This is a genomic window from Lysinibacillus xylanilyticus (assembly GCF_001708185.1).
GTDB classification, from domain to species: domain Bacteria; phylum Bacillota; class Bacilli; order Bacillales_A; family Planococcaceae; genus Lysinibacillus; species Lysinibacillus xylanilyticus_A.
Window position 1 is genome coordinate 86,005 of sequence record NZ_MDDN01000013.1, and the last position, 19,217, is coordinate 105,221.

Sequence of the window (19,217 nt, forward strand, 5' to 3'; positions counted from 1 at the left end):
TATTTAGAGCTTGTTGCTAAAGTACAGTTCGAAAACGATGAATTTAAAGACGAAAAAGAAATTGAGAAAATATCCGGATACAATAACGCAGCAGTATCCATTTTGAAGTGTTCAACTAATGAGGTGCGATTGTTCAATAAAGCAATCGCTTTTTTACTAACAGAGCAGTTTAGGGTAAATGGGAAATATATTTATGAAAGAAGGAGAGTTAAATGAGCGAATTTTTCTTAATACTTATGGTTTTTTCTATCGTTGTTGCAAATATTATTGGATTTATATCCTACAAAAAAAGGAAAAGTTTATATTTTGCTTCTTTCACAATATTATTACTAGCAGGTGCATTTGGTGGAATCGGAGTTATACTAGCACTATTCATTCTTCGTGATGCCTTTGCGGTATTCTATGGGTTGAATCTTGCCTACTATTTGCTAATAAATAGTCTTATCGTATTTCTACTTGCCATTTTAGTTACTATAATTAAAAAATATACCAAAAAGAAATTGTGATGCATTCATACGCATGCCCGACGCACAAATAAAAAACCCGGAAAAAATATTCTTCCGGGTTTGATCACCACTTACATTTATTCCTCCATGACACACTGCCTCGCTTCCGTATTGGATCTTAAGATATCCCTAAGACAACCGTACTTTAGCTTTAATCAGTAATGATGGTCCTTCAGAGCTATCGATCAACCTTACTCATCGGGTTAACCCTCCTAGTCACATAGGATTTGAAGTGTAATCCTTTATAGTATAGATCAATTATTATTTTTCATACGCATGATTTTTTTAAAATTAGAATTACCCTATACCATTTATTTTTCTAATCAACATGCCTTACTTTATCGACCACCAACGCCATAGCTAAAGCGTAAAATGCCCGACGAGCTCCAGCACAGTTTGGAGATTCTTTATCAGTAGTAGTAAGGTCTGTAGCAGAGCTTTCCGTTCCATCTGCATTTGAAGCATCAGCTAATATATCTAAGCGAGCTAAATCCCAAAGGCCTGAACGACCGTGCGAAGGGAAGTGACTTTGGCCATGTAATGCTTGGCCTATATCAAGTTGAAGTTTAATGGCTTCTCCGACTTTATTATTCAGACTTGCAAAACCTTGACCTGTAATTCCAGGATAAACATTGAACAATCCAACCATGGCCTGATTAATCCCCTCACCCTTATTAGGCATTTGCCACGGATTTTTAATCAACTCGGATGAGCCTAACATAGCATTTTCCGGAATGTACATACCCCAATATTTAGCTTGGCTAAACAAATTACTCATTAAAGTGTTTTTTATAGATGAATAGTTAGTGAAAATGTCTTTGTAGGTATTAATCATCTGAGTTACCATAACTCCTGAATCCGAATCAACATTCGGAACAAGACTGTACCATGATGAAGCTGTTGGATTTTCGATTAAGCTTGCAAAGATTTGTAAGAATGTTATTGCAAATGTATTATAGGCCGGAGAATCGAATCGAGATCGTAGCATATTATTTGCCAAGGTTACTTCGTAAAATCCATGAACCGGAAGAACCCTTTTAGCAGTTAATGAATTGTTAAATGGCTCTTGTTGGAAACATCCTTTAGAAGCATTTGCAACTGAGGTGTTAGAGCCCCAATGAGTATAACTAAGAACATCTCGGATTGCATTTTTCATATTATATGCAGGAGTTAATGAAGCTCCAGTTCCATTTACTTTTACATCATAAACATGCGCTGCCATCCAAAAAGCAATGGCGTTAAGTGAAGCATTAAGAATAAATCGCTCGTTTTTAGTGTTGTAATAGGAATGGTGATCTATATAATCCCTACCGCTTGTTCCTGGTTGAATACCAGCAAAAGAAACTTGTCCTGAACTATCAAGAACTGTTGGCATTTCTAAGTAATTTTTTTGAGGATCGGTGGATAAATCTGCGGTCGTGATCCAGTATCCGATTTGCCCCGAATATGGACCAGTAGCAAAACGGTACGACTTTTCTTCATCATTGTATATCCAAGCAGATGGCGTACGATGATACATTAAAGCATAGTATTCTTTAGAATTTAATACTTCATTAGCAAAATAGTCTCGGTATCGCCCTAACAACACATCAACATTAGAAAGTGAAACATCGCCCTGGGATTCGTCTAACTTCTTAAGCATTGCCGCACCAAGATAAATAAAGCCTGCTAATGGATTAATGGTCGGAAAATTAAATGCTCTATTAATAAGCTTTGGAATAACAGCATGAACAATTTCCTTGTAAACTGCATCACGTTCGCCGGCTAGTGCCTTTTGTTGAGCGAACTGGGCACAGAACATCATTACTTGTCCAACACCCTGTTGATATGTGGAAGTATCACTTGTACCATTTAATATATTGTTTTGGAAAAATTTTCGCACTCGTGGATATCGACCTTTATCCTTCTTATAAGGATGGCTTAAAGATGACTGCTCCGTAGATAGTAAAAACGCTTCAACGAAGGCTTGAGCTTCTTGTAATGGTGTAAATGTTGTCATATAAAATCACTCCAAAATTTGTATTTTTAACTTACAAAAATTAAAAGTGAATTATATTTTCAAAAATAAACCAAGTTATTATTTTTGATTACCGTAACGTGAGGTTAATTTACATGGTAGACGTTTTAACCAATATCATCCCCAACTTCGAGTAATGAGTCCTTTTTTCTCTAAGTTTGAAGTCTTTAAAAAAAATCATGAACAGTTAATTCACTAACTAAAAAAAGAAGATGTACCAAATTGGAAAAATCCTTTGGTACATCTTCTCATTTATTTATATAGCTTGTGCAAAGCATCTGCCATTTTTGGGCGAATCGTTACTTGTGGACGAGCGTTTTTTACAGCCTCTTCCGCTTCCTCTAGAGAATTAGCTACGCCAAGCTCCATTAACACGGCTGTCGCTGCAACACCTGCGCGACCTCCCCCGCCTCCACAATGGAAGTACACTTTCTGCCCATTATCATAGGCAGAAACAATTTCTTTCGCTACTTTTTGGATAGATGGCGCAACTTCTATGTCCTCATCAGCAATTGGCATATGCTTGTACTCATATGAAGCCAATTCCTGCTCCTCAGTACTTAAGCCGTTTACTCGAACATCAATCACGACATCCACCTTTTCTAGCTCAAAAGCAGAATCTGCGTCTTTCGCACCGCCAAAGAATAATCGATCCTTTACTAATACATCGTAGTTTTTCTCCATTGTATGCACGCTCCAAAACGACTATTTAAGCAAATGCTTAATATCATCATAATACGGAAGAGCTGTTAATGCCCCCGCTTTAGTTGCTGCCAAAGCACCTAGTTTATTACCAAAGTTTACACAACGAGCAAGTTCCTCTTCCGTTGTAGGTAAGCCATTGTAATGAACATCGCGTAATACACCAGCCATAAATGCATCTCCAGCACCTGTAGTATCTACTGGTACAACCTTTTCTGTCGGTACATGGATAACTTCACCGTTTAATACCGCATATGTGCCATTTTCTCCTACTGTTACTAAAATAATGGGCACTAAATAACTGTTTAATTGCTCAATGCCCTCTTCCAAACTAGTCGTTTCAGTAAGGAAAAATAATTCATCATCCGTGACTTTTAAAATATCTACATGCTCAAAAAATGACGTGATCGTTTCACGGCAAATTTGCTCACTACTCCAACGAAGAGGACGAATATTCGCATCCATCGCGATAATTGCCCCTTTTTCCTTTGCCATCTCTACAGCGGCACGTGTTGTTTCAAGGGCTGTAGGATGGAACATTGTACCCGAGCACACAGTTAAAGCAGATGCATGTTTAAAAGCTGCTTCATTTAATTGTGATGCTTCTACTTGTAAATCAGGCGTTTCATCGACATAATCCTTAAAAATTCGCTCACATTCTTCTGTTAAATGTACATAAACACCACTAACACGCTTCGCAGGGTCAAAAACTGCATAATCCAGGTTTACCCCTTCTTGCGCAAGCCCATCTCGAACAAATTCAGAGCCTTCGTCATCTCCTGTAATCGTAATTAATGCAGATGGAGCACCTATACGGCTAATACCTGCAGCAACATTCACCGTTGCACCACCCATATATTTAGTAAAAGATGTATTTGTTACATCATCAGCAATATAGTCAATAAAAGCGTCTCCGTAGACTAAAATAAAATCCTTATCTTCCTTTGTCATTGTTGTCCTCCCGAATGTCTATACCTTATAGATTACCACGAAATTTGTTGTCGAATAAAGTTTTAAACTTTCGGAAAAATAGTAAAGAAGCCAACACTTATCTCTATATACTCAAAAACTTGAGACATCCTCTATCTTTGTTATACTTGCCTATATAGAAAGGTGAGGATTTTGACAATGAGTATTACAATTCGACAAGCGCAATCACAGGATGCCCATGCCGTTGTACCATTAATTATTGATGCAATTGGTGATATTGCCAACCGTTTAACAGGAGAACAGACAGCTAAAGCAGTTGAACAAGAACTTACTGTACTATTCAAACGTGAGGACAATCGACATTCCTATTTAAATACCTTTGTTGCTGTTGAGAATGAGCACGTATTAGGAATTCTTGTTTACTATAATGGTGTTGAAGCCATTCAAATGGATGCAAATCTCGTAAAATGGCTTGAAGAAAAAAATGCGCCATCTATTATCATCGATAAAGAGGCTCACGAAGATGAATATTATATTGATACTGTTTGTGTAGCACCAGAAGCTCGCAGAAAAGGAATTGGAACATTATTACTGCAATTCGCAATAGAAGAAACACAAAAACGAGGCTATGCAAAATTATCATTAAATGTTGAAACACAAAAAGAAGATGCTCGTCGCCTTTATGAACGTCTGGGCTTTGTTATTACCGAGCCATGGTCCATAATCGATGAACCATTCCATCATATGGTGAAACAGTTTTAGGATGTGAAACACAAAAACATGAATAAAAATTTATTATACGCTCTATTAATAGTGATCGCTTCAAGTAGCTATGGGATTTTATCGACAATTGTCAAAGTGGCTATGCAGCACGGCTTTACATCAGGAGAAGCAGTATCAAGTCAATATATTATTGGCTTTATGCTAGTTCTAACTATTTTTATAGCGACGCAAAGGCAATTACCGAAGCTTTCTAAAAAGGGACTGCTTATTTTAGTTTGCGCTGGAATATTTACTGGTACTACCGGAATTGTCTACGGTGAATCGTTAAAGTATCTACCAGCCTCTCTTGCAGTAGTCATGCTGTTCCAATTCACCTGGATCGGCTTATTATTAGATTGCGCGCTACATAAACGCTTACCAAGTCGAGCTGAAGTGATTTCTCTCATTGTATTATTTGCTGGAACCATTTTAGCTGCTGGTGTACTAAATGTAGATTTAAGCGGTATTGCTATTCAAGGATGGCTGCTTGGTTTTACAGCTGCCTTTACCTTTGCTTGCTTTATCCAATTTAATTCACGTCATGTGGAGGGTATTACCACTACATCACGCGTATTGATTGTTTCCTTTGTCGCCCTTATTTTAATTTGTATTTTCCTAAACCCTGAAATTATTTGGAATGGAAAACTATTTAACGAGGGCTTATGGAAATTTGGATTAGCACTGGGGATCTTCGGTATTATTTTGCCGATTTACTTATTTTCTATAGCTATTCCGAAAGTAGGAGGAGCGCTTGCCTCCATTTTAAGTGCTATAGAGCTACCCGTTGCCGTTACCGTTTCCGTTATTGTTCTACATGAACCCTTAACTTCTTTACAAATAGCAGGTATTCTCTTGGTTATTATCGGTATGATGCTTCCGACAATACTTGCTCAGCGGCAACAAAAGAAAAAATCTTTAGAACCTGTTAGTAAGTAAATACTTTAATCTAAATTAGAAAGGGAGATGTATCATATTTTTGATACATCTCCCTTTTTTCAGCATTCTGTAATTATAAACCATGCGCTCGATACATAAACGCTGTAAATTGTGAACGCGTTAAGTTGTCTTTCGGTCCGAAATTGCCGTTTTCACCGCCTAACGCAATGGTACGGTCTGCTAGAGCGCCCTTCCATACTTCCAAAAACCACTCCCAACATCATCGTTAAAGCTGTGAAAATCTTCAAAGCTTTACTACTCATATTAAAGCCCCTCTTGATCATCACCCTAGCTTTGGGATGACAATTTTTGGAGACTCCTTATTTTAGTTATTTTTCAAACCGTAACATGCATTTCAAAACTATTAAAATCAATATTTGTTAGTTTTTGAACATATATTGATAACCAACTTTATTGGAAATTTTTAAATTGATGAATTTACATTTAATCTTGATAAATTTCTTTTTTAGAGAGGATTTTTTTATTTCACCAATGCCGTTGATACCTATTATTCTCTTAATATTCGAGCATGGCATTATAATTTTTCAATTATTCTAACATTAATGCAGAGTCTCCGGATTATACTGCTATATGTAAGTTTTTCACTATTAGGAAGGAGGAAGATTATGCAAAAAACACGGATCTTCGGTTTTGTACTTGTACTGATGCTTCTTGTCTTGGCTGCTTGTAGTAGTGATAACAACAAGGATTCTAAAAAAGATGCAACTGCTAACGACAAAACGTCTGATTCTGAAAAGACGGATGTAGCGGCTACACCATCTGGAAAGCTTGTGATCTATACGGGGCGTGATGAAGCCATGGTGCAAAAGGTAATCGATCAGTTTAATGAAAAGTACCCGGACATTGAAGTGGAGTTTTTAACGATGGGCGCACAGCAAATTTTAGAACGCCTACGTGGTGAAAAAGCAAATCCTCAGGCAGATTTTTGGTGGGGCGGTACGCAATCCGCACTAATTGTCGGTGCCGATGAAGATTTACTCCATTCTTGGAAGCCTAGTTTTATCGACTCCATTGATGCAGCGCATAAGGATGCAGATGGTCGTTGGTTCGGGGAAATGCTACTGCCCGAAGTGATTATGATTAACAGTGATTTATTAACGAAAGAAACAGGTCCACAAGACTGGGATGATTTATTAGATTCAAAATGGAAGGATCAAATTTTAATTCGTGGTGTGTTAGCTTCTGGTACGATGCGTACTATTTATTCATCTATGATTGTACGTCAAGGCGCAGATACACCTGAGAAAGGTTACGATTGGTTATTAAAATTAGATGCCAACACGAAAGAATATACACAAGATCCAAATGCACTTTATTTAAAGATGACACGACAAGAAGGCAGCGTTTCTTTATGGAATTTACAAGATATTTTATTAAAGAAATATACGACTGACTACCCGTTTGATTACATCTATCCGAAAAGTGGTGCACCGATTTTAGTAGATGGTGTAGCTGTTGTAAACAATGCCAAGAATATAGAAAATGCAAAGTTCTTCGTAGAATTCTTATTCGAAAAAGGAATGGTAACGCAATTAGCAAATGAATACTATCAAATTCCTACTCGCTCAGATATCGATAAAGCCGCAATGCCTGAGTGGTATCAAGAATTAGATTTAAAAACTTTTGATATAGATTGGCAGCTCATGTCTGAAAAAGAAGCCGAGTGGATGGAGCATTGGGATAACAATATTAAAGGCCAAGGGAAAAAGTGACCAACGCCGCCTAACTGTCCAATGGCTCTAACATCGTAAAGCGATCTATTGAATATTGTTCATGTTTTAAGCCTCGAGTAATTTTTGCTCGAGGCTTCGTGTAACTAGTTTTCTGCGAGAAAGGAGCATTGCATTTGAAAAGTGTCAAAATAGAAAATGTCTCTAAGCAATTTGGTCAAGTGTTTGGTGTAAAAGATTTAAATCTTCATATTCAAGCTGGTGAGTTTTTTACGTTTCTTGGCCCAAGTGGTTGTGGTAAAACAACAACGTTAAGAATGATTGCAGGCTTCTATTACCCTTCAGAAGGGAAAATATTTTTTGATGATGGAGACGTGACAAGACTTCAACCCAATAAACGGAACATCGGTATGGTGTTTCAGAATTATGCCCTCTTTCCTCATATGACAGTAGACGAAAATATCGCCTTTGGCTTACAAGTACGGAAATTTTCAAAGGCGGAGATTAAGCAAAAGGTTGACCGCATTAGAGGGCTTGTACATTTATCGCAATATGGCAATCGAAAAATAAATGAATTATCTGGTGGGCAGCAGCAACGGGTTGCCTTGGCAAGAGCTCTTGTGATAGAGCCGGATATTTTATTGTTAGACGAGCCATTGTCTAATTTAGATGCTAAATTACGCGAAGAAACGCGCGTTGAAATAAAACGTATTCAATCCGAGCTTGGTGTTACAACCATCTATGTTACGCATGATCAAATGGAAGCGATGTCTATGTCAGATCGTATTATGGTCATGGAAAATGGGAACATCAGACAAATCGGTACTCCGCAAGAGATTTATAATAGGCCTTCAAACCGCTTCGTAGCAGATTTTATTGGCGAGACAAACCTACTGGAAGCGACAATTGACTCCGTCAATGGTAACGATATACAAGTAAAAACAGCAAGTGGACTTGTTCTCACTGGGCAAAAGCAACAAAGCTCCCCCACTTTAACGCATATGATTGGAGACAAAGTGTTTATTTCTATTCGTCCTGAATCAATCCATCAAGGTACTGGTGAAAACACATTAACAGGTAAAATCACTTTTGTGGAATTTACAGGGGTTAGTGTGAACTATATTGTGGAATGTCTAGATTTTTCACTAAAAGTAATGATTATCAATATGAACGGTCAATTAAAAAAAATTGGTGAAGAAATCACTTTAAATATAGCCCAAGATTCACTGTATTTTTTAGGGGAATAGGAGGGGAACAACATGGAAAAAACGCACCTCAAACCTTCTGAAGGAAATGCATGGACACGACTATCAAGCTCAAATTGGTTTGTGTATATATTAGTTGCACCTTTATTTTTAGTGTTGTTTGCCTATGTGGTATACCCGTTCTATCAAACTTTTATAGAAAGCTTTTCTAGTGATGATGCGCTAGCTAATTATAAACAGTTTTTTAATTTCGCTAGCCCCGCCAATATAGAAGCATTATGGACTAGTTTATATATATCCCTTATTAGTGTTATTTGCTGTGCAATCGTTGGGGTTACCATGGCATTCTTACTCGAGCGTTACGATTTTCCAGGTAGACGTGTACTCTCTATTTTAGTTTTGGTACCCATGGCTCTTCCGCCATTAGTAGGTGTACTTTCTTTTACATTCTTATATGGGGAAAGCGGTATATTTCCACGTGCGCTTCAACACCTATTCAGCTTACATGAAGTGCCCTTTTCATTAAAAGGCATCTGGGGCGTTATTGTTGTCCATACATTCACGATGTACACTTACTTCTATTTGACTGCCTCCGCTGCTATAAAGGGGTTAGATCCAGCTCTAGAGGAGGCGGCAACTAGTCTAGGTGCGGGGCGTATTCGAATATGGACAAAGGTTATTTTGCCCATGTTAACACCCTCAATTGTCGCCTCATCCTTACTCGTATTTATGATATCCATGGCGTCCTATACAGCACCTTTAATGTTCGGTGTCGAACGTACGATGACGATGCAAATCTATTTATCACGTACGAACGGGAATTTAGATATGGCAGCGACACAATCTATGATTTTATCCTTTGTGTCTATTACCTTTTTAATTATTATGCGTTGGTATCAAAACCGCCGAAACTATCAAAATCTAAGCAAAGGTATTAGTGTTCATCGATCTGAAGTTTCTTCAAAAGGAATGAAGATGATTGCGACTATCGCGTCTTTTATAGGTACATTAATTTTAATTTTGCCGCTTTTAGTTCTTATCTTAATTTCATTTTCAGTAGATGGGGCATGGAAAACACAAATTTTGCCAACTGACTATACACTGGATCATTATGTAGCGCTCTTTACGGATGAGCGGACATGGCGACCTATTTGGAACTCCATTCAAATGGGGATCGTTGCAACACTCGGCAATATCCTCTTCGGTGTCGCAGCAGCCTATGCAATGGTACGTTTAAATTTTAAAGGTAAGACATTGCTCGATATTTTAATCATGGTTCCTTGGGCATTACCGGGAACAGTTGTAGCTGTCAATTTGATTGCCGCTTTTAGTACGGAAAATATATTCGCCTTTAATCAGGTTCTGATTGGGACGTTCTGGATTTTGCCGTTAGCCTATTTCATTAGACATTTACCGCTCGTTTTCCGGTCTACATCGGCATCTCTTGTGCAATTAGATCCGTCTATCGAAGAAGCATCACGAAGCTTAGGTGCAACTTGGTGGTATTCATTTAGACGTATTGTCTTACCACTTACATTTACGGGCATTTTGGCAGGTACGTTACTAGCACTTGTTCAAAGCTTTGGTGAATTCGTAGCGTCAATTCTTATTTATAGTACGTCAACAATCCCATTATCTGTGGCGATATTCCAAAAATTATATGCGTTTAAATTTGGAACTGCTTGTGCATATGGCGTCTTACAAATTTGTTTAATTTTAATTGTACTTGTTATTTCCGAGAAGTTATCTAAAGGCAGTGCTGGTTCGGCCATATAACTGCTAATCTACTAGGGGGCAATTACTATGTTTGAAGATTTCCGCAACAAAACCCAGCAAGAAGATGGGATGATTTTCCCGTCTAATATTTATCGTAAAATTGTCTTACAGCCAGCTTATGAAGAAGCCAAGAAGAATTTTTTAACAATCATGCTACAAATCAATATTGCACACTTAAAAATGCTAGAAGAACAAGGACTTGTAAAAAAAGAAGAAGTCAAACAAATCGGTATTGCTCTTAAAAAACTAGACTTGAACTATTACCGTATAGAGGATTACAACCCGCGATATGAGGATTTGTTTTTCCGTATCGAAAATAAATTAATAGAGCTTGCTGGTGATGTTGCTGGGAATCTTCACATTGGTAGAAGTCGCAATGACATGGGCATTGCCATCTATCGTATGACCTTAAGAAAAAAGTTGTTATTGCTCATGCGGGAATTACTGACATTACGGGATGATTTAATCGCAGCTGCTGAGGAGCATGTTGATACGATTATGATTGGCTATACACATACGCAGCAGGCACAGCCCACAACCTTTGCTCATTATTTAAAAGCGGTCATCGATCAACTTGAACGAGACTTTGAACGCTTGCAGCATGTCTATAAAACCGTGAATCGTAGCAGTATGGGAGCAGCAGCATTAACGACAACCGGCTTCAACATTAGTCGAGAGCGTATGTGTGAGTTATTGGCATTTGATGATATTATCGAAAATGCGTGGGATGCTGTTGCTGGTGCGGATTATATTGCAGAGGCAGCAAGTATTGTTCAGCTTGCAGCACTTAATCTCGGTCGTACATCTCAAGACTTTTTACTATGGGCTACACAGGAATTCAATGCCTTTACGCTGGCAAGTCCATACGTACAAATTAGCTCTATCATGCCTCAAAAGCGCAATCCCGTTTCGATCGAGCACACACGTTCATTACTATCTGCAGTTGTTGGAGATGCTAGTACAGTATTGCAAATGGTACATAATACACCGTTTGGAGATATCGTAGACACTGAAGATGATATGCAGCCCTATTTATGGCGTGCTATCGACCGTTTAATAGGGATTTACAAGCTATTTGGTTCACTTGTCGTTACGATGAATGTAAACAAGAAAAAACTAAGAAATCGTGCAGAGAATAGCTTTGCCAATGTAACGGAGCTTGCTGATACGTTAGTGCGCTCTGAAGGGATTTCATTCCGCCAAGCACACAGTATTGTCAGTAAGTGTGTAAAGGTCCTACTCTCTCACGGTGAGGAATCACTTGCAAGTCTGACATGGGGTCTAGCGAATACCCAATCCAAATTGATTACTGGTAAAACATTAAATATTTCTGAAGAGGATTTTTATAACACATTAAAGCCTGAGACTTTTGTCAGTGTCCGAACATTACCTGGTGGCCCAGCGCCAGAAACGATGAAGGCATCTCTTGAACGCTCCAAGGCGAATGCTCATAACCTTTATGAATGGATTCGCTTGAAGGAGTCTATGATTGTTGAGGCGGAACAGCAATTAACCGTATTTATCGAGGAATGGAATCAATGACGGAATGGCTACTTATTATTGACGGTGGTGCTACAAAAACGGCATGTGCGGTCGTACATGCCGAGTCTGGTGAAATAAAATTTACTAAATCAATAGGTGGCTCGAACTATCAAGCTATTGGCGCTGAATCTGCTACGGCAATATTGCAAGAGCTTTTAATACATGTACAGCAGTTTTTGCAAAGTCAGTCCGTCCCTCAAATTGCTGTAGCTACCTTTGCAATGGCTGGCATTGATTCTTCTAAAGATCATGAAATGGTGTCTGCCATTGTTCATAAAGCGCTATCGGCATTACAACTTAAAATAACAACACTTATTATTGAAAATGACGCACAAGCTACTTTATTAGGTGTTACTGCCGGACAGGCAGGCGCTTTACTCATAGCTGGAACAGGAGCTATTGCTTACGCATTTGATGGCTCGCAAATAGTACGTGCAGGTGGCTGGGGGCATCGTGCCGGAGATGAAGGTAGTGGCTATTGGTTAGGGCAAGAGGTTATCCGCGCCATTTTCCGAATGGAAGACGGGCGTGGTGAGCCAACCCTATTAAAAGATACTGTCTATGAGTACTTATGTATCCACGATGTTACGGAGCTAGCTGCCTGGCTGTTCCACCCATCTTACACGAATGCACAGCTTGCCAAAATGGGTGCCTTTTTGGCAGATGCCGTGACCAAAAAGGATTCATCCGCCATTCAAATATCAATGCGTGCTGCCCATGAGTTAGTGCTCCTTGCTAGCGCCTTGTTGAAAAAAACTGGCTATCAAGGAGACGGATTTAACCTTTATTGTAATGGTGGTGCCATTAAGCATAATCCATTAATTTTTAAAATTTTTTCCCAGGAAATGAAATCGATGTATCCGCAAATAGAAGTTTCTTTATGTCAGCACCAACCGATCTATTATCTTATAGAGCGCACAAAAAGAGCCTATGACAGTCTGTAATGTCATAGGCTTTTCATGTTGTTAAAATTCTATTATGTTAATGAAATTAAGGTGCCCTATTAAATAAAGTATGGCTCTTCTTTTTCTTTGATCACGTTAAAGTGCCATCTTTTTCAGTTCATTTGTCGTGAAATATAGATAGCCATCCTTCACAAATAAATCCTTCGTATCTTCACGATTTAATATTTGCTCCCCGCTTCCATCTGGGCGAATTTTCGTTAAATACGCTCCGCGTGAATAATTACTAAAATATAACCAACCATCTGCATAAACGATGTATTGTGCACGCGAATGGGAAACACGCTTCGATTTACCTGTTTTCAAATCAAGCACGTACAATTTATTATCGTCAGAAATATTGCTATAAAATATTTGCTGTCCTACTTGTGCTGGGAAATCTACATCGTGAAAGTAGTTATACGTTGTACCCGTGGCTTTTGGGTAATCTTCAGCAATCCACGTATGGTCTTTTGCCATCGTTCGATCATCCACTAAAAAATATTGATAGCGTACCGACCCTTTACGATCAGGTACTGGATCATTCCATGTAGTATCGAGATGGTACCATTGATTGTCCAACTTTACTAAATTCCAAGCATGTCCTTGCTGTCCGACATAGCCTACTATATATTTTGTTTCTATCCCTAGCTTTTGTAACATCGTATGCGCTAACAATGCATAGCCCTGACATACACCACCATGTTCTACAAGCACTGTATATGCGCTATGTGGACTTGCATTCGTTTGATCTGTATAGGCAGTGGTGGCAACGATATAATCATTGACAGCCCTAACCTTCTCTACATCACTTAATGATTTTTTATTGATAGAGGCTATAATCTCTTGGACGTTCATTTCAACAGATGCCGCCTGTTCTGGTGTCATTAAATAACTTTGCTCACCAAAGATGGTAGCTGTTTTCCCTCCATATTCAAAACGAATAGAATGTTTGCTAATATGCCCATATACGTAATCATCTCGCTTTATAGCATTTTCATAGGCTTCTTCCACTATCTGTTCAATCCGCTGTGTATTGCCTTTATATTGAATCTCAAACGTAGGTGAAAAACTACTGTAGTATGCATACATCGCATCAGCCATTTCCTTTGCATTCGTGACAACTAACGTTGCTTCAGGTGTTTTGGAAGTTGAAGCTGTAACGGCTACCCCTTCTTCTGGCTTTTCTTCTATAGGTGTGGCCGTTTCAATTGAGGCATTCTCTGAAAGCTTAGCAGTAGCATCTATAATTTTTTCCTTTGTTGAGAGAAGCATCGTTTCTATTTCATCATTATTTGCCCAAGTGATCACTTGTTGTACAACTGCTTTACCGGCTGTATAGATTGGGTCAATAAAAATTACGATTATTACGATAATGGCTAATTTTTTCCACAAAATGCTCACCTCCGACTGTTTCCTGTTTTCATTATATACAAAAAAAGCACAAAGAACTCACTTGGAAGTCCTTTTGTGCTTTCATTTTATAAATAGATAAAGATATTTGTAGGGTGTGGTCGCATCCGCAAGCGGCGACCTGTTTACATAAAAGCTTAGTTTATTTTAAGCTTTTGTTCTTTTGCATTAACATAATAATTTAAATAATTATTACTAATGCTTAAGTCAGCCACTGATTGCTTCACAAGCACCTCAGTTTTTAACGTCTGAAGATTTAATTTTGTTAAGTAACCACCGTTACTGTAATCACTGAAATATAAATTGTTGTTCGCTCCTGTAATATACAAAGCACGTTTATCAATAACTTTTGTTTTCTTACCGTTTGTTAAATCAAGCTTATACAATTTATCGTTATCCGCTGTATTACTAAAGTACAATGTATTATTAACTTGATAAGCGAAATGAACATTTTGCATATAGTTAAATGTTGTACTTGTTGCAGCAGGATAATCTGAAGCGATCCATGTATGATCTTTCTTAAGCTGTGCATCCGGTACTAAAAAATAATCGTACGAAGAGGCACCTAAACGATTTGGTAATGGATCATTCCATGTTGTATCTAAATGGTACCATTGACCATTAACCTTCACTAAATTCCATGCATGTGCTTGGTTACCATTAACATAACCTACAACATACTTTGTTTCGAGTCCCGCTTGTTCCAACATTTTATAGGCCGTTAACGCGTAGCCTTGACATACAGCTTGTCCCTCCATCAGCAATGCATATACACCATGAGGGCTAGCATTTGTTTTAGTACTATATGCTGTATTTGAAACAATATAATCATTAATCGATTTTACTTTTTCGAACTCTGTCATTGAAGGTTTAATAATTGTTTTTAATACTTGATCAATCTTTTTTTGTACGGCCGCTTCTTGCGTTTGGTCTGTGAAATATTTCATTTTAAATGTCACATTGCCTGCTGAATCTGCAGAAATAGTAGTACTTTCCATGTGACCACTCGCATAGACCGCCTGCTCTTGAGCTTTTTCGAATGACTCCTTAATTTTTTTATTGAAATCAGTCATTGGTCCGCTATATGTAATTTTAATTTCCGATTCGAAATTATTTAATTGCTTTACGATTTCTGTTGTGAATTGATCCCAAGTTGTTACTTTGGTATTGGCTACTACGTTATGAGCAATAACTGAGGAAGTATGTATTGGATGAGTGTCCGTATTTTGAGCATAAGCTGCTGTTGGACTCAACATCAGTAATGCTGCACCGCTTATCAACCATTTTTTCATAATAAATCACCTTCCCGTTTGTTATGTTCTTGTAATCAAGAATAACAGAGAAAGTAACTACAAATCTATCGTACAAGTTCACTAACTATGACTTTTAACCACATTGTTAATTTTTATACATAGGTCAAAACTCCCTTAAATAAAATATAAGTATCGATTTTTGCAACAAAAAATAAAAACCCACCTGTTTAGTGAGTTTTCTATCTATGAATAGCCTTTTCTACATAAGCTGGCTTTTCTTTATGTTAACGACTTTTTACTACTAAATTGACTGCCTCTTGAATAGCTTCATTCATTTTCTCGCCGTCACCTTCAGCATTTTGTACACATTCTAAAAGATTCGTACTGACAATTACACCTACTGTACGATCCACTGCTGAGCGTACTGCCGATAATTGAGTAATGACTGCCTTACAATCCTTTCCTTCTTCCATCATTTTCAAAATCCCACGTAGCTGGCCTTCCATCCGTTTCACACGATTTTTTACTTGATCTGAATATTCCATCATCATTGCTCCTTTTTCATACTCGCTACGTTCTTGAGTAATTATTATTCTTTATCCTAGCACATTATTTCAAAATTAAACCTACCTATTCCTTGGTTTTAAATAGTTCATAAGCATTTTAGCAATAATTGACCTTGCATTTGTTATTTCATCATACTGGATCACTGTATTTTTCTTTATTCGTATATGGCCTATCTCTACTTCAAAAATTGGACACTTTCTTTTAAGTGCAGCAACTAACATATTTGTGTCATAGTCATATCGTTCACCTTTTACTTTTAGCAGCCATGGTAGCTCTTTTATAGAGATAAATCGTAAGCCTGTTTGTGTATCCATTAGTTTTCTATGATAAAGGAGCTCAAAAAACAAGCTTGTTACACGATTGCCCCAGTATGATAAAAGAGTGCTGTCGGAAGAGTGGAAGTTACGTATCCCTAGCACAATCCCTTCAGAAAACACCTTCGTCATGGTTAATACTAATTTCACATCTTGTAATGTATGTTGACCATGGGCCCCTACTGTAATCACACCCTGGTACAAACCCCTTTGCGACCATATATAAGTAAATGCTGTCTTTAATGCCCTACCTTTTCCAATATTACAGTCATGCTCTAACACTTCACAGCTGTCAATTTTCTTTAACTCTTCAAAAATGCCTGCATATTTTTCATCACTGCCATCATTGACAATAATAATCTTTGTAATTGTAGTTGCTAATAGTTGATGCACATAAGTTATAAGTGATTGTTGTGGATTAAATGCTGGAATGATTGCTGCAATATTCTTCATTATTTCTATCCTCCGAATGACTTTCTTAGCAATAGCTACTACGAATCTCTACGAGTATCCTTATACAAAATAGTATCATGTAAAAAGGACAATTCAACCGATGACTCCAAACCAACGATCCCTAGGCATCATTGTGTCCAGATGCACAGTGCTAACGCTACGGCGAGGGGAGACTTCTGTACCTGTCGCTCAAAAGACATTTACTGAAACAAGTTAAACTCATCAATAATATTGATTTTTTCCCGATATATGAAAAAAGAGGATTTTTACGAAAGAGGTGAGTCCCTATCGTCATTCAATATGAAATTTCTCAAGAACACTGCAAGAAATTAAAAGCTTTGTCCTTCGTTAAATTGGCTAAAAATTTTCAGGATGCTAGCTCGCTTGCCATCTCCAAGCCAGCTATATCTCTACAAAAATCACTCCTTGTACTGGAGGAAATTTTATATGAATTTTATAAGCTGGAAATGCATTCCGAACCGAAGCTAAAAAATACCCGATCATTACTCAATAATCGAAGCTTTGTTGCAAAAATTCATCCACGTCGCATATATCTATTAATGAATCTTGCAAACAAAATGACTTCTAGTAATAGCAGTGAAATCGTGGAGGCAAAGGCGGCAAAAATCGTTCTTGATTATATAAGTGATATTGTAGAATGGTTTATTGACCGCTATGACCGTAGCTTAAAGGAAAAAATGATTCACATAGCCCCCTTTGAAGATATAACTTCAGCGTTTAATTTAAATACATGGCTTCAAGATGACCAGTCACCCGAGGCCTATAAAAATGCGGCAAATTGGTTTGAGATTGCCGCACAACAAGGGAATGCAAGTGCTCAATATAATTTAGGCGCACTCTATAACCAGGGCCGCGGTGTAAGGAAAAATTATGCGGTAGCAAAAATGTGGTATGAACGCGCCGCTTCGCACAATGATGCAAACGCACTTTATAGCTTAGGCGTGCTCTATCATTTAGGACATGGTGTAATACAAAATTATGAAGAAGCAGCTCGTTATTATAAAGAGGCTGCAGATTTAGGAAATGCAGATGCACAGTATAATTTAGGCGTTCTATACAATCAAGGGCTTGGCATGACACCGAACTTTGCCGAGGCAGCGAAGTGGTATATTCTAGCAGCCAATCAAGGGAATACAAGTGCTCAAAATAATCTTGGCTTCCTTTATCACAATGGAACTGGTGTCAAGCAGAGCTATGAGGAAGCTATAACCTATTTTGAAATGGCTGCATTAGCGGGCGATGCAAGCGCTCAGTATAATCTTGGCTATTTGTACCTTAAAGGTCGTGGTATCTCGCAAAATTTTGAAGAAGCTGCAAGGTGGTTTCACTTAGCTGCACTTCAGGACCATATAAATGCTGAATTTCAATTGGCGATGCTATATAACACTGGTCAAGGTATAACTCAGGATCGCGTAGAGGCTACTAAATGGTTTAAGCTCGCTGCGCATAAAGGACACCTAAATGCTCAATACTGTCTCGGTGTCCTTTATGTCCAAGAAAATGATATTACTTTAGCTAAAGATTGGTTACAGCTTGCTGCTCACCAAGGACATCTCAGTGCAGGCTTTGAGCTTGGACGCATCTATGTATATCAACTTCAGCAACCTAACAAAGCTTTACCCCTTTTTAAAGCCGCTGCTGAAAAGGGCTATGCTGACGCTCAGTACGAACTCGCATTATTATATGCAACTGAATTGAATTATGTTGATGCAGTGAAATGGTGGAGAGCCGCTACCGATCAATCTCATATTAACGCAGAATATCAATTGGGGTTGTTATATGAACAAGGATTGGGTATCGCCCAGGACTTAGAAGAGGCACGGCGCTGCTATCGACTTGCAGCCATCCAAGGACATGCAGGCGCTCAATATCAGCTCGGTAATTTATTTGATAAGGGAAAAGGTGTCGAACAGGATTACACAGAAGCCGCAAAATGGATTGAACAGGCTGTTGCTAAGGGACATGCCAAAGCACAATACCAATTAGCTCAAATGCACAGTCATGGACAAGGCGTACCGAAGGATTTCATAAAAGCTGCCCAACTGTATCGATTAGCTGCCAATCAAGGGCATCAAAAAGCACAATTCCAGCTCGGTATGCTCTACAAAAAAGGGCAAGGTGTTGCACAGGATTATACGGAGGCAACAAAATGGCTTAAGAAGTCTCTTGAAAAAATAGAATAGTTTTT

17 protein-coding genes are annotated in these 19,217 nt (G+C 38.2%); 9 read left to right on the forward strand and 8 right to left on the reverse strand.

The window, feature by feature from the left end; all coding sequences use genetic code 11:
- Positions 1 to 212: 212 nt before the first annotated feature.
- The gene (locus tag BFJ97_RS18575) at positions 213 to 506 is read left to right on the forward strand and encodes a 3-isopropylmalate dehydrogenase (RefSeq protein WP_068986140.1); all 294 of its coding nucleotides are present in this window, start codon (positions 213 to 215) and stop codon (positions 504 to 506) included.
- Positions 507 to 825: 319 nt separating this feature from the next.
- On the opposite strand, the gene BFJ97_RS18580 is transcribed toward BFJ97_RS18575, so the two are convergent.
- The 3 genes from BFJ97_RS18580 to BFJ97_RS18590 all read right to left on the reverse strand — a co-directional run bounded on the left by BFJ97_RS18580 (position 826) and on the right by BFJ97_RS18590 (position 4,176).
- Positions 826 to 2,505, reverse strand: a complete 1,680-nt coding sequence (locus BFJ97_RS18580) for a hypothetical protein (RefSeq protein ID WP_068986141.1) — start codon at positions 2,503 to 2,505, stop codon at positions 826 to 828.
- Positions 2,506 to 2,775: 270 nt separating this feature from the next.
- Positions 2,776 to 3,207: a protein-tyrosine phosphatase family protein gene (locus tag BFJ97_RS18585; RefSeq protein ID WP_068986142.1), complete on the reverse strand. Its 432-nt coding sequence runs from the start codon at positions 3,205 to 3,207 to the stop codon at positions 2,776 to 2,778.
- 21 nt (positions 3,208 to 3,228) lie between these two features.
- Positions 3,229 to 4,176: a carbohydrate kinase family protein gene (locus BFJ97_RS18590; protein WP_068986143.1), complete on the reverse strand. Its 948-nt coding sequence runs from the start codon at positions 4,174 to 4,176 to the stop codon at positions 3,229 to 3,231.
- Positions 4,177 to 4,353: 177 nt separating this feature from the next.
- On the opposite strand from BFJ97_RS18590, the gene BFJ97_RS18595 reads away from it, so the two are divergent.
- Complete coding sequence (locus BFJ97_RS18595) at positions 4,354 to 4,917, forward strand: GNAT family N-acetyltransferase (RefSeq protein ID WP_068986144.1); 564 nt, start codon at positions 4,354 to 4,356, stop codon at positions 4,915 to 4,917.
- Between the two features lie 18 nt (positions 4,918 to 4,935).
- Positions 4,936 to 5,853, forward strand: a complete 918-nt coding sequence (locus BFJ97_RS18600; protein ID WP_068986145.1) for an EamA family transporter — start codon at positions 4,936 to 4,938, stop codon at positions 5,851 to 5,853.
- A 73-nt stretch (positions 5,854 to 5,926) separates the two neighbouring features.
- Here the strand turns inward: BFJ97_RS18600 and BFJ97_RS24335 are convergent, their stop codons facing one another.
- The gene (locus tag BFJ97_RS24335) at positions 5,927 to 6,058 is read right to left on the reverse strand and encodes an S-layer homology domain-containing protein (RefSeq protein WP_139114484.1); all 132 of its coding nucleotides are present in this window, start codon (positions 6,056 to 6,058) and stop codon (positions 5,927 to 5,929) included.
- 421 nt (positions 6,059 to 6,479) lie between these two features.
- Here BFJ97_RS24335 and BFJ97_RS18605 point away from each other — a divergent pair, with 421 nt between their 5' ends.
- The 5 genes from BFJ97_RS18605 to BFJ97_RS18625 all read left to right on the forward strand — a co-directional run bounded on the left by BFJ97_RS18605 (position 6,480) and on the right by BFJ97_RS18625 (position 13,011).
- Positions 6,480 to 7,586: an extracellular solute-binding protein gene (locus tag BFJ97_RS18605; RefSeq protein ID WP_068986146.1), complete on the forward strand. Its 1,107-nt coding sequence runs from the start codon at positions 6,480 to 6,482 to the stop codon at positions 7,584 to 7,586.
- Between the two features lie 134 nt (positions 7,587 to 7,720).
- On the forward strand, positions 7,721 to 8,791 hold the full coding sequence (locus BFJ97_RS18610; RefSeq protein WP_068986147.1) for an ABC transporter ATP-binding protein: 1,071 nt from the start codon (positions 7,721 to 7,723) through the stop codon (positions 8,789 to 8,791).
- Positions 8,792 to 8,803: 12 nt separating this feature from the next.
- Positions 8,804 to 10,525 (forward strand): ABC transporter permease, encoded by a 1,722-nt coding sequence (locus BFJ97_RS18615; RefSeq protein ID WP_068986148.1) that lies wholly within the window; start codon positions 8,804 to 8,806, stop codon positions 10,523 to 10,525.
- Positions 10,526 to 10,552: 27 nt separating this feature from the next.
- Positions 10,553 to 12,067, forward strand: coding sequence for an argininosuccinate lyase (argH, locus tag BFJ97_RS18620; protein ID WP_068986149.1), 1,515 nt, complete (start codon positions 10,553 to 10,555; stop codon positions 12,065 to 12,067).
- Positions 12,064 to 13,011: an N-acetylglucosamine kinase gene (locus BFJ97_RS18625; RefSeq protein ID WP_068986150.1), complete on the forward strand. Its 948-nt coding sequence runs from the start codon at positions 12,064 to 12,066 to the stop codon at positions 13,009 to 13,011. Before argH ends, BFJ97_RS18625 begins: the two co-directional genes overlap by 4 nt.
- Positions 13,012 to 13,107: 96 nt before the next feature.
- On the opposite strand, the gene BFJ97_RS18630 is transcribed toward BFJ97_RS18625, so the two are convergent.
- The 4 genes from BFJ97_RS18630 to BFJ97_RS18645 all read right to left on the reverse strand — a co-directional run bounded on the left by BFJ97_RS18630 (position 13,108) and on the right by BFJ97_RS18645 (position 17,008).
- Positions 13,108 to 14,403, reverse strand: a complete 1,296-nt coding sequence (locus BFJ97_RS18630; RefSeq protein WP_068986151.1) for a transglutaminase domain-containing protein — start codon at positions 14,401 to 14,403, stop codon at positions 13,108 to 13,110.
- 155 nt (positions 14,404 to 14,558) lie between these two features.
- Positions 14,559 to 15,713, reverse strand: coding sequence for a transglutaminase domain-containing protein (locus BFJ97_RS18635; protein ID WP_068986152.1), 1,155 nt, complete (start codon positions 15,711 to 15,713; stop codon positions 14,559 to 14,561).
- A 245-nt stretch (positions 15,714 to 15,958) separates the two neighbouring features.
- Positions 15,959 to 16,219: a metal-sensitive transcriptional regulator gene (locus BFJ97_RS18640; protein WP_053993550.1), complete on the reverse strand. Its 261-nt coding sequence runs from the start codon at positions 16,217 to 16,219 to the stop codon at positions 15,959 to 15,961.
- 81 nt (positions 16,220 to 16,300) lie between these two features.
- Positions 16,301 to 17,008 (reverse strand): glycosyltransferase family 2 protein, encoded by a 708-nt coding sequence (locus BFJ97_RS18645; protein ID WP_068986153.1) that lies wholly within the window; start codon positions 17,006 to 17,008, stop codon positions 16,301 to 16,303.
- Between the two features lie 338 nt (positions 17,009 to 17,346).
- Here BFJ97_RS18645 and BFJ97_RS18650 point away from each other — a divergent pair, with 338 nt between their 5' ends.
- Positions 17,347 to 19,212 (forward strand): SEL1-like repeat protein, encoded by a 1,866-nt coding sequence (locus BFJ97_RS18650; protein ID WP_254660204.1) that lies wholly within the window; start codon positions 17,347 to 17,349, stop codon positions 19,210 to 19,212.
- Positions 19,213 to 19,217: the final 5 nt, after the last annotated feature.

Coding starts and splice junctions, on each gene's coding strand:
- BFJ97_RS18595 (WP_068986144.1), top strand. CDS start 4,354: ATGAGTATTACAATTCGACAAGCGCAATCACAGGATGCCCATGCCGTT.
- BFJ97_RS18645 (WP_068986153.1), bottom strand. CDS start 17,008: ATGAAGAATATTGCAGCAATCATTCCAGCATTTAATCCACAACAATCA.
- BFJ97_RS18615 (WP_068986148.1), top strand. CDS start 8,804: ATGGAAAAAACGCACCTCAAACCTTCTGAAGGAAATGCATGGACACGA.
- BFJ97_RS18605 (WP_068986146.1), top strand. CDS start 6,480: ATGCAAAAAACACGGATCTTCGGTTTTGTACTTGTACTGATGCTTCTT.
- BFJ97_RS18575 (WP_068986140.1), top strand. CDS start 213: ATGAGCGAATTTTTCTTAATACTTATGGTTTTTTCTATCGTTGTTGCA.
- BFJ97_RS18600 (WP_068986145.1), top strand. CDS start 4,936: ATGAATAAAAATTTATTATACGCTCTATTAATAGTGATCGCTTCAAGT.
- BFJ97_RS18585 (WP_068986142.1), bottom strand. CDS start 3,207: ATGGAGAAAAACTACGATGTATTAGTAAAGGATCGATTATTCTTTGGC.
- BFJ97_RS18635 (WP_068986152.1), bottom strand. CDS start 15,713: ATGAAAAAATGGTTGATAAGCGGTGCAGCATTACTGATGTTGAGTCCA.
- BFJ97_RS18580 (WP_068986141.1), bottom strand. CDS start 2,505: ATGACAACATTTACACCATTACAAGAAGCTCAAGCCTTCGTTGAAGCG.
- BFJ97_RS18640 (WP_053993550.1), bottom strand. CDS start 16,219: ATGGAATATTCAGATCAAGTAAAAAATCGTGTGAAACGGATGGAAGGC.
- BFJ97_RS18625 (WP_068986150.1), top strand. CDS start 12,064: ATGACGGAATGGCTACTTATTATTGACGGTGGTGCTACAAAAACGGCA.
- argH (WP_068986149.1), top strand. CDS start 10,553: ATGTTTGAAGATTTCCGCAACAAAACCCAGCAAGAAGATGGGATGATT.
- BFJ97_RS18590 (WP_068986143.1), bottom strand. CDS start 4,176: ATGACAAAGGAAGATAAGGATTTTATTTTAGTCTACGGAGACGCTTTT.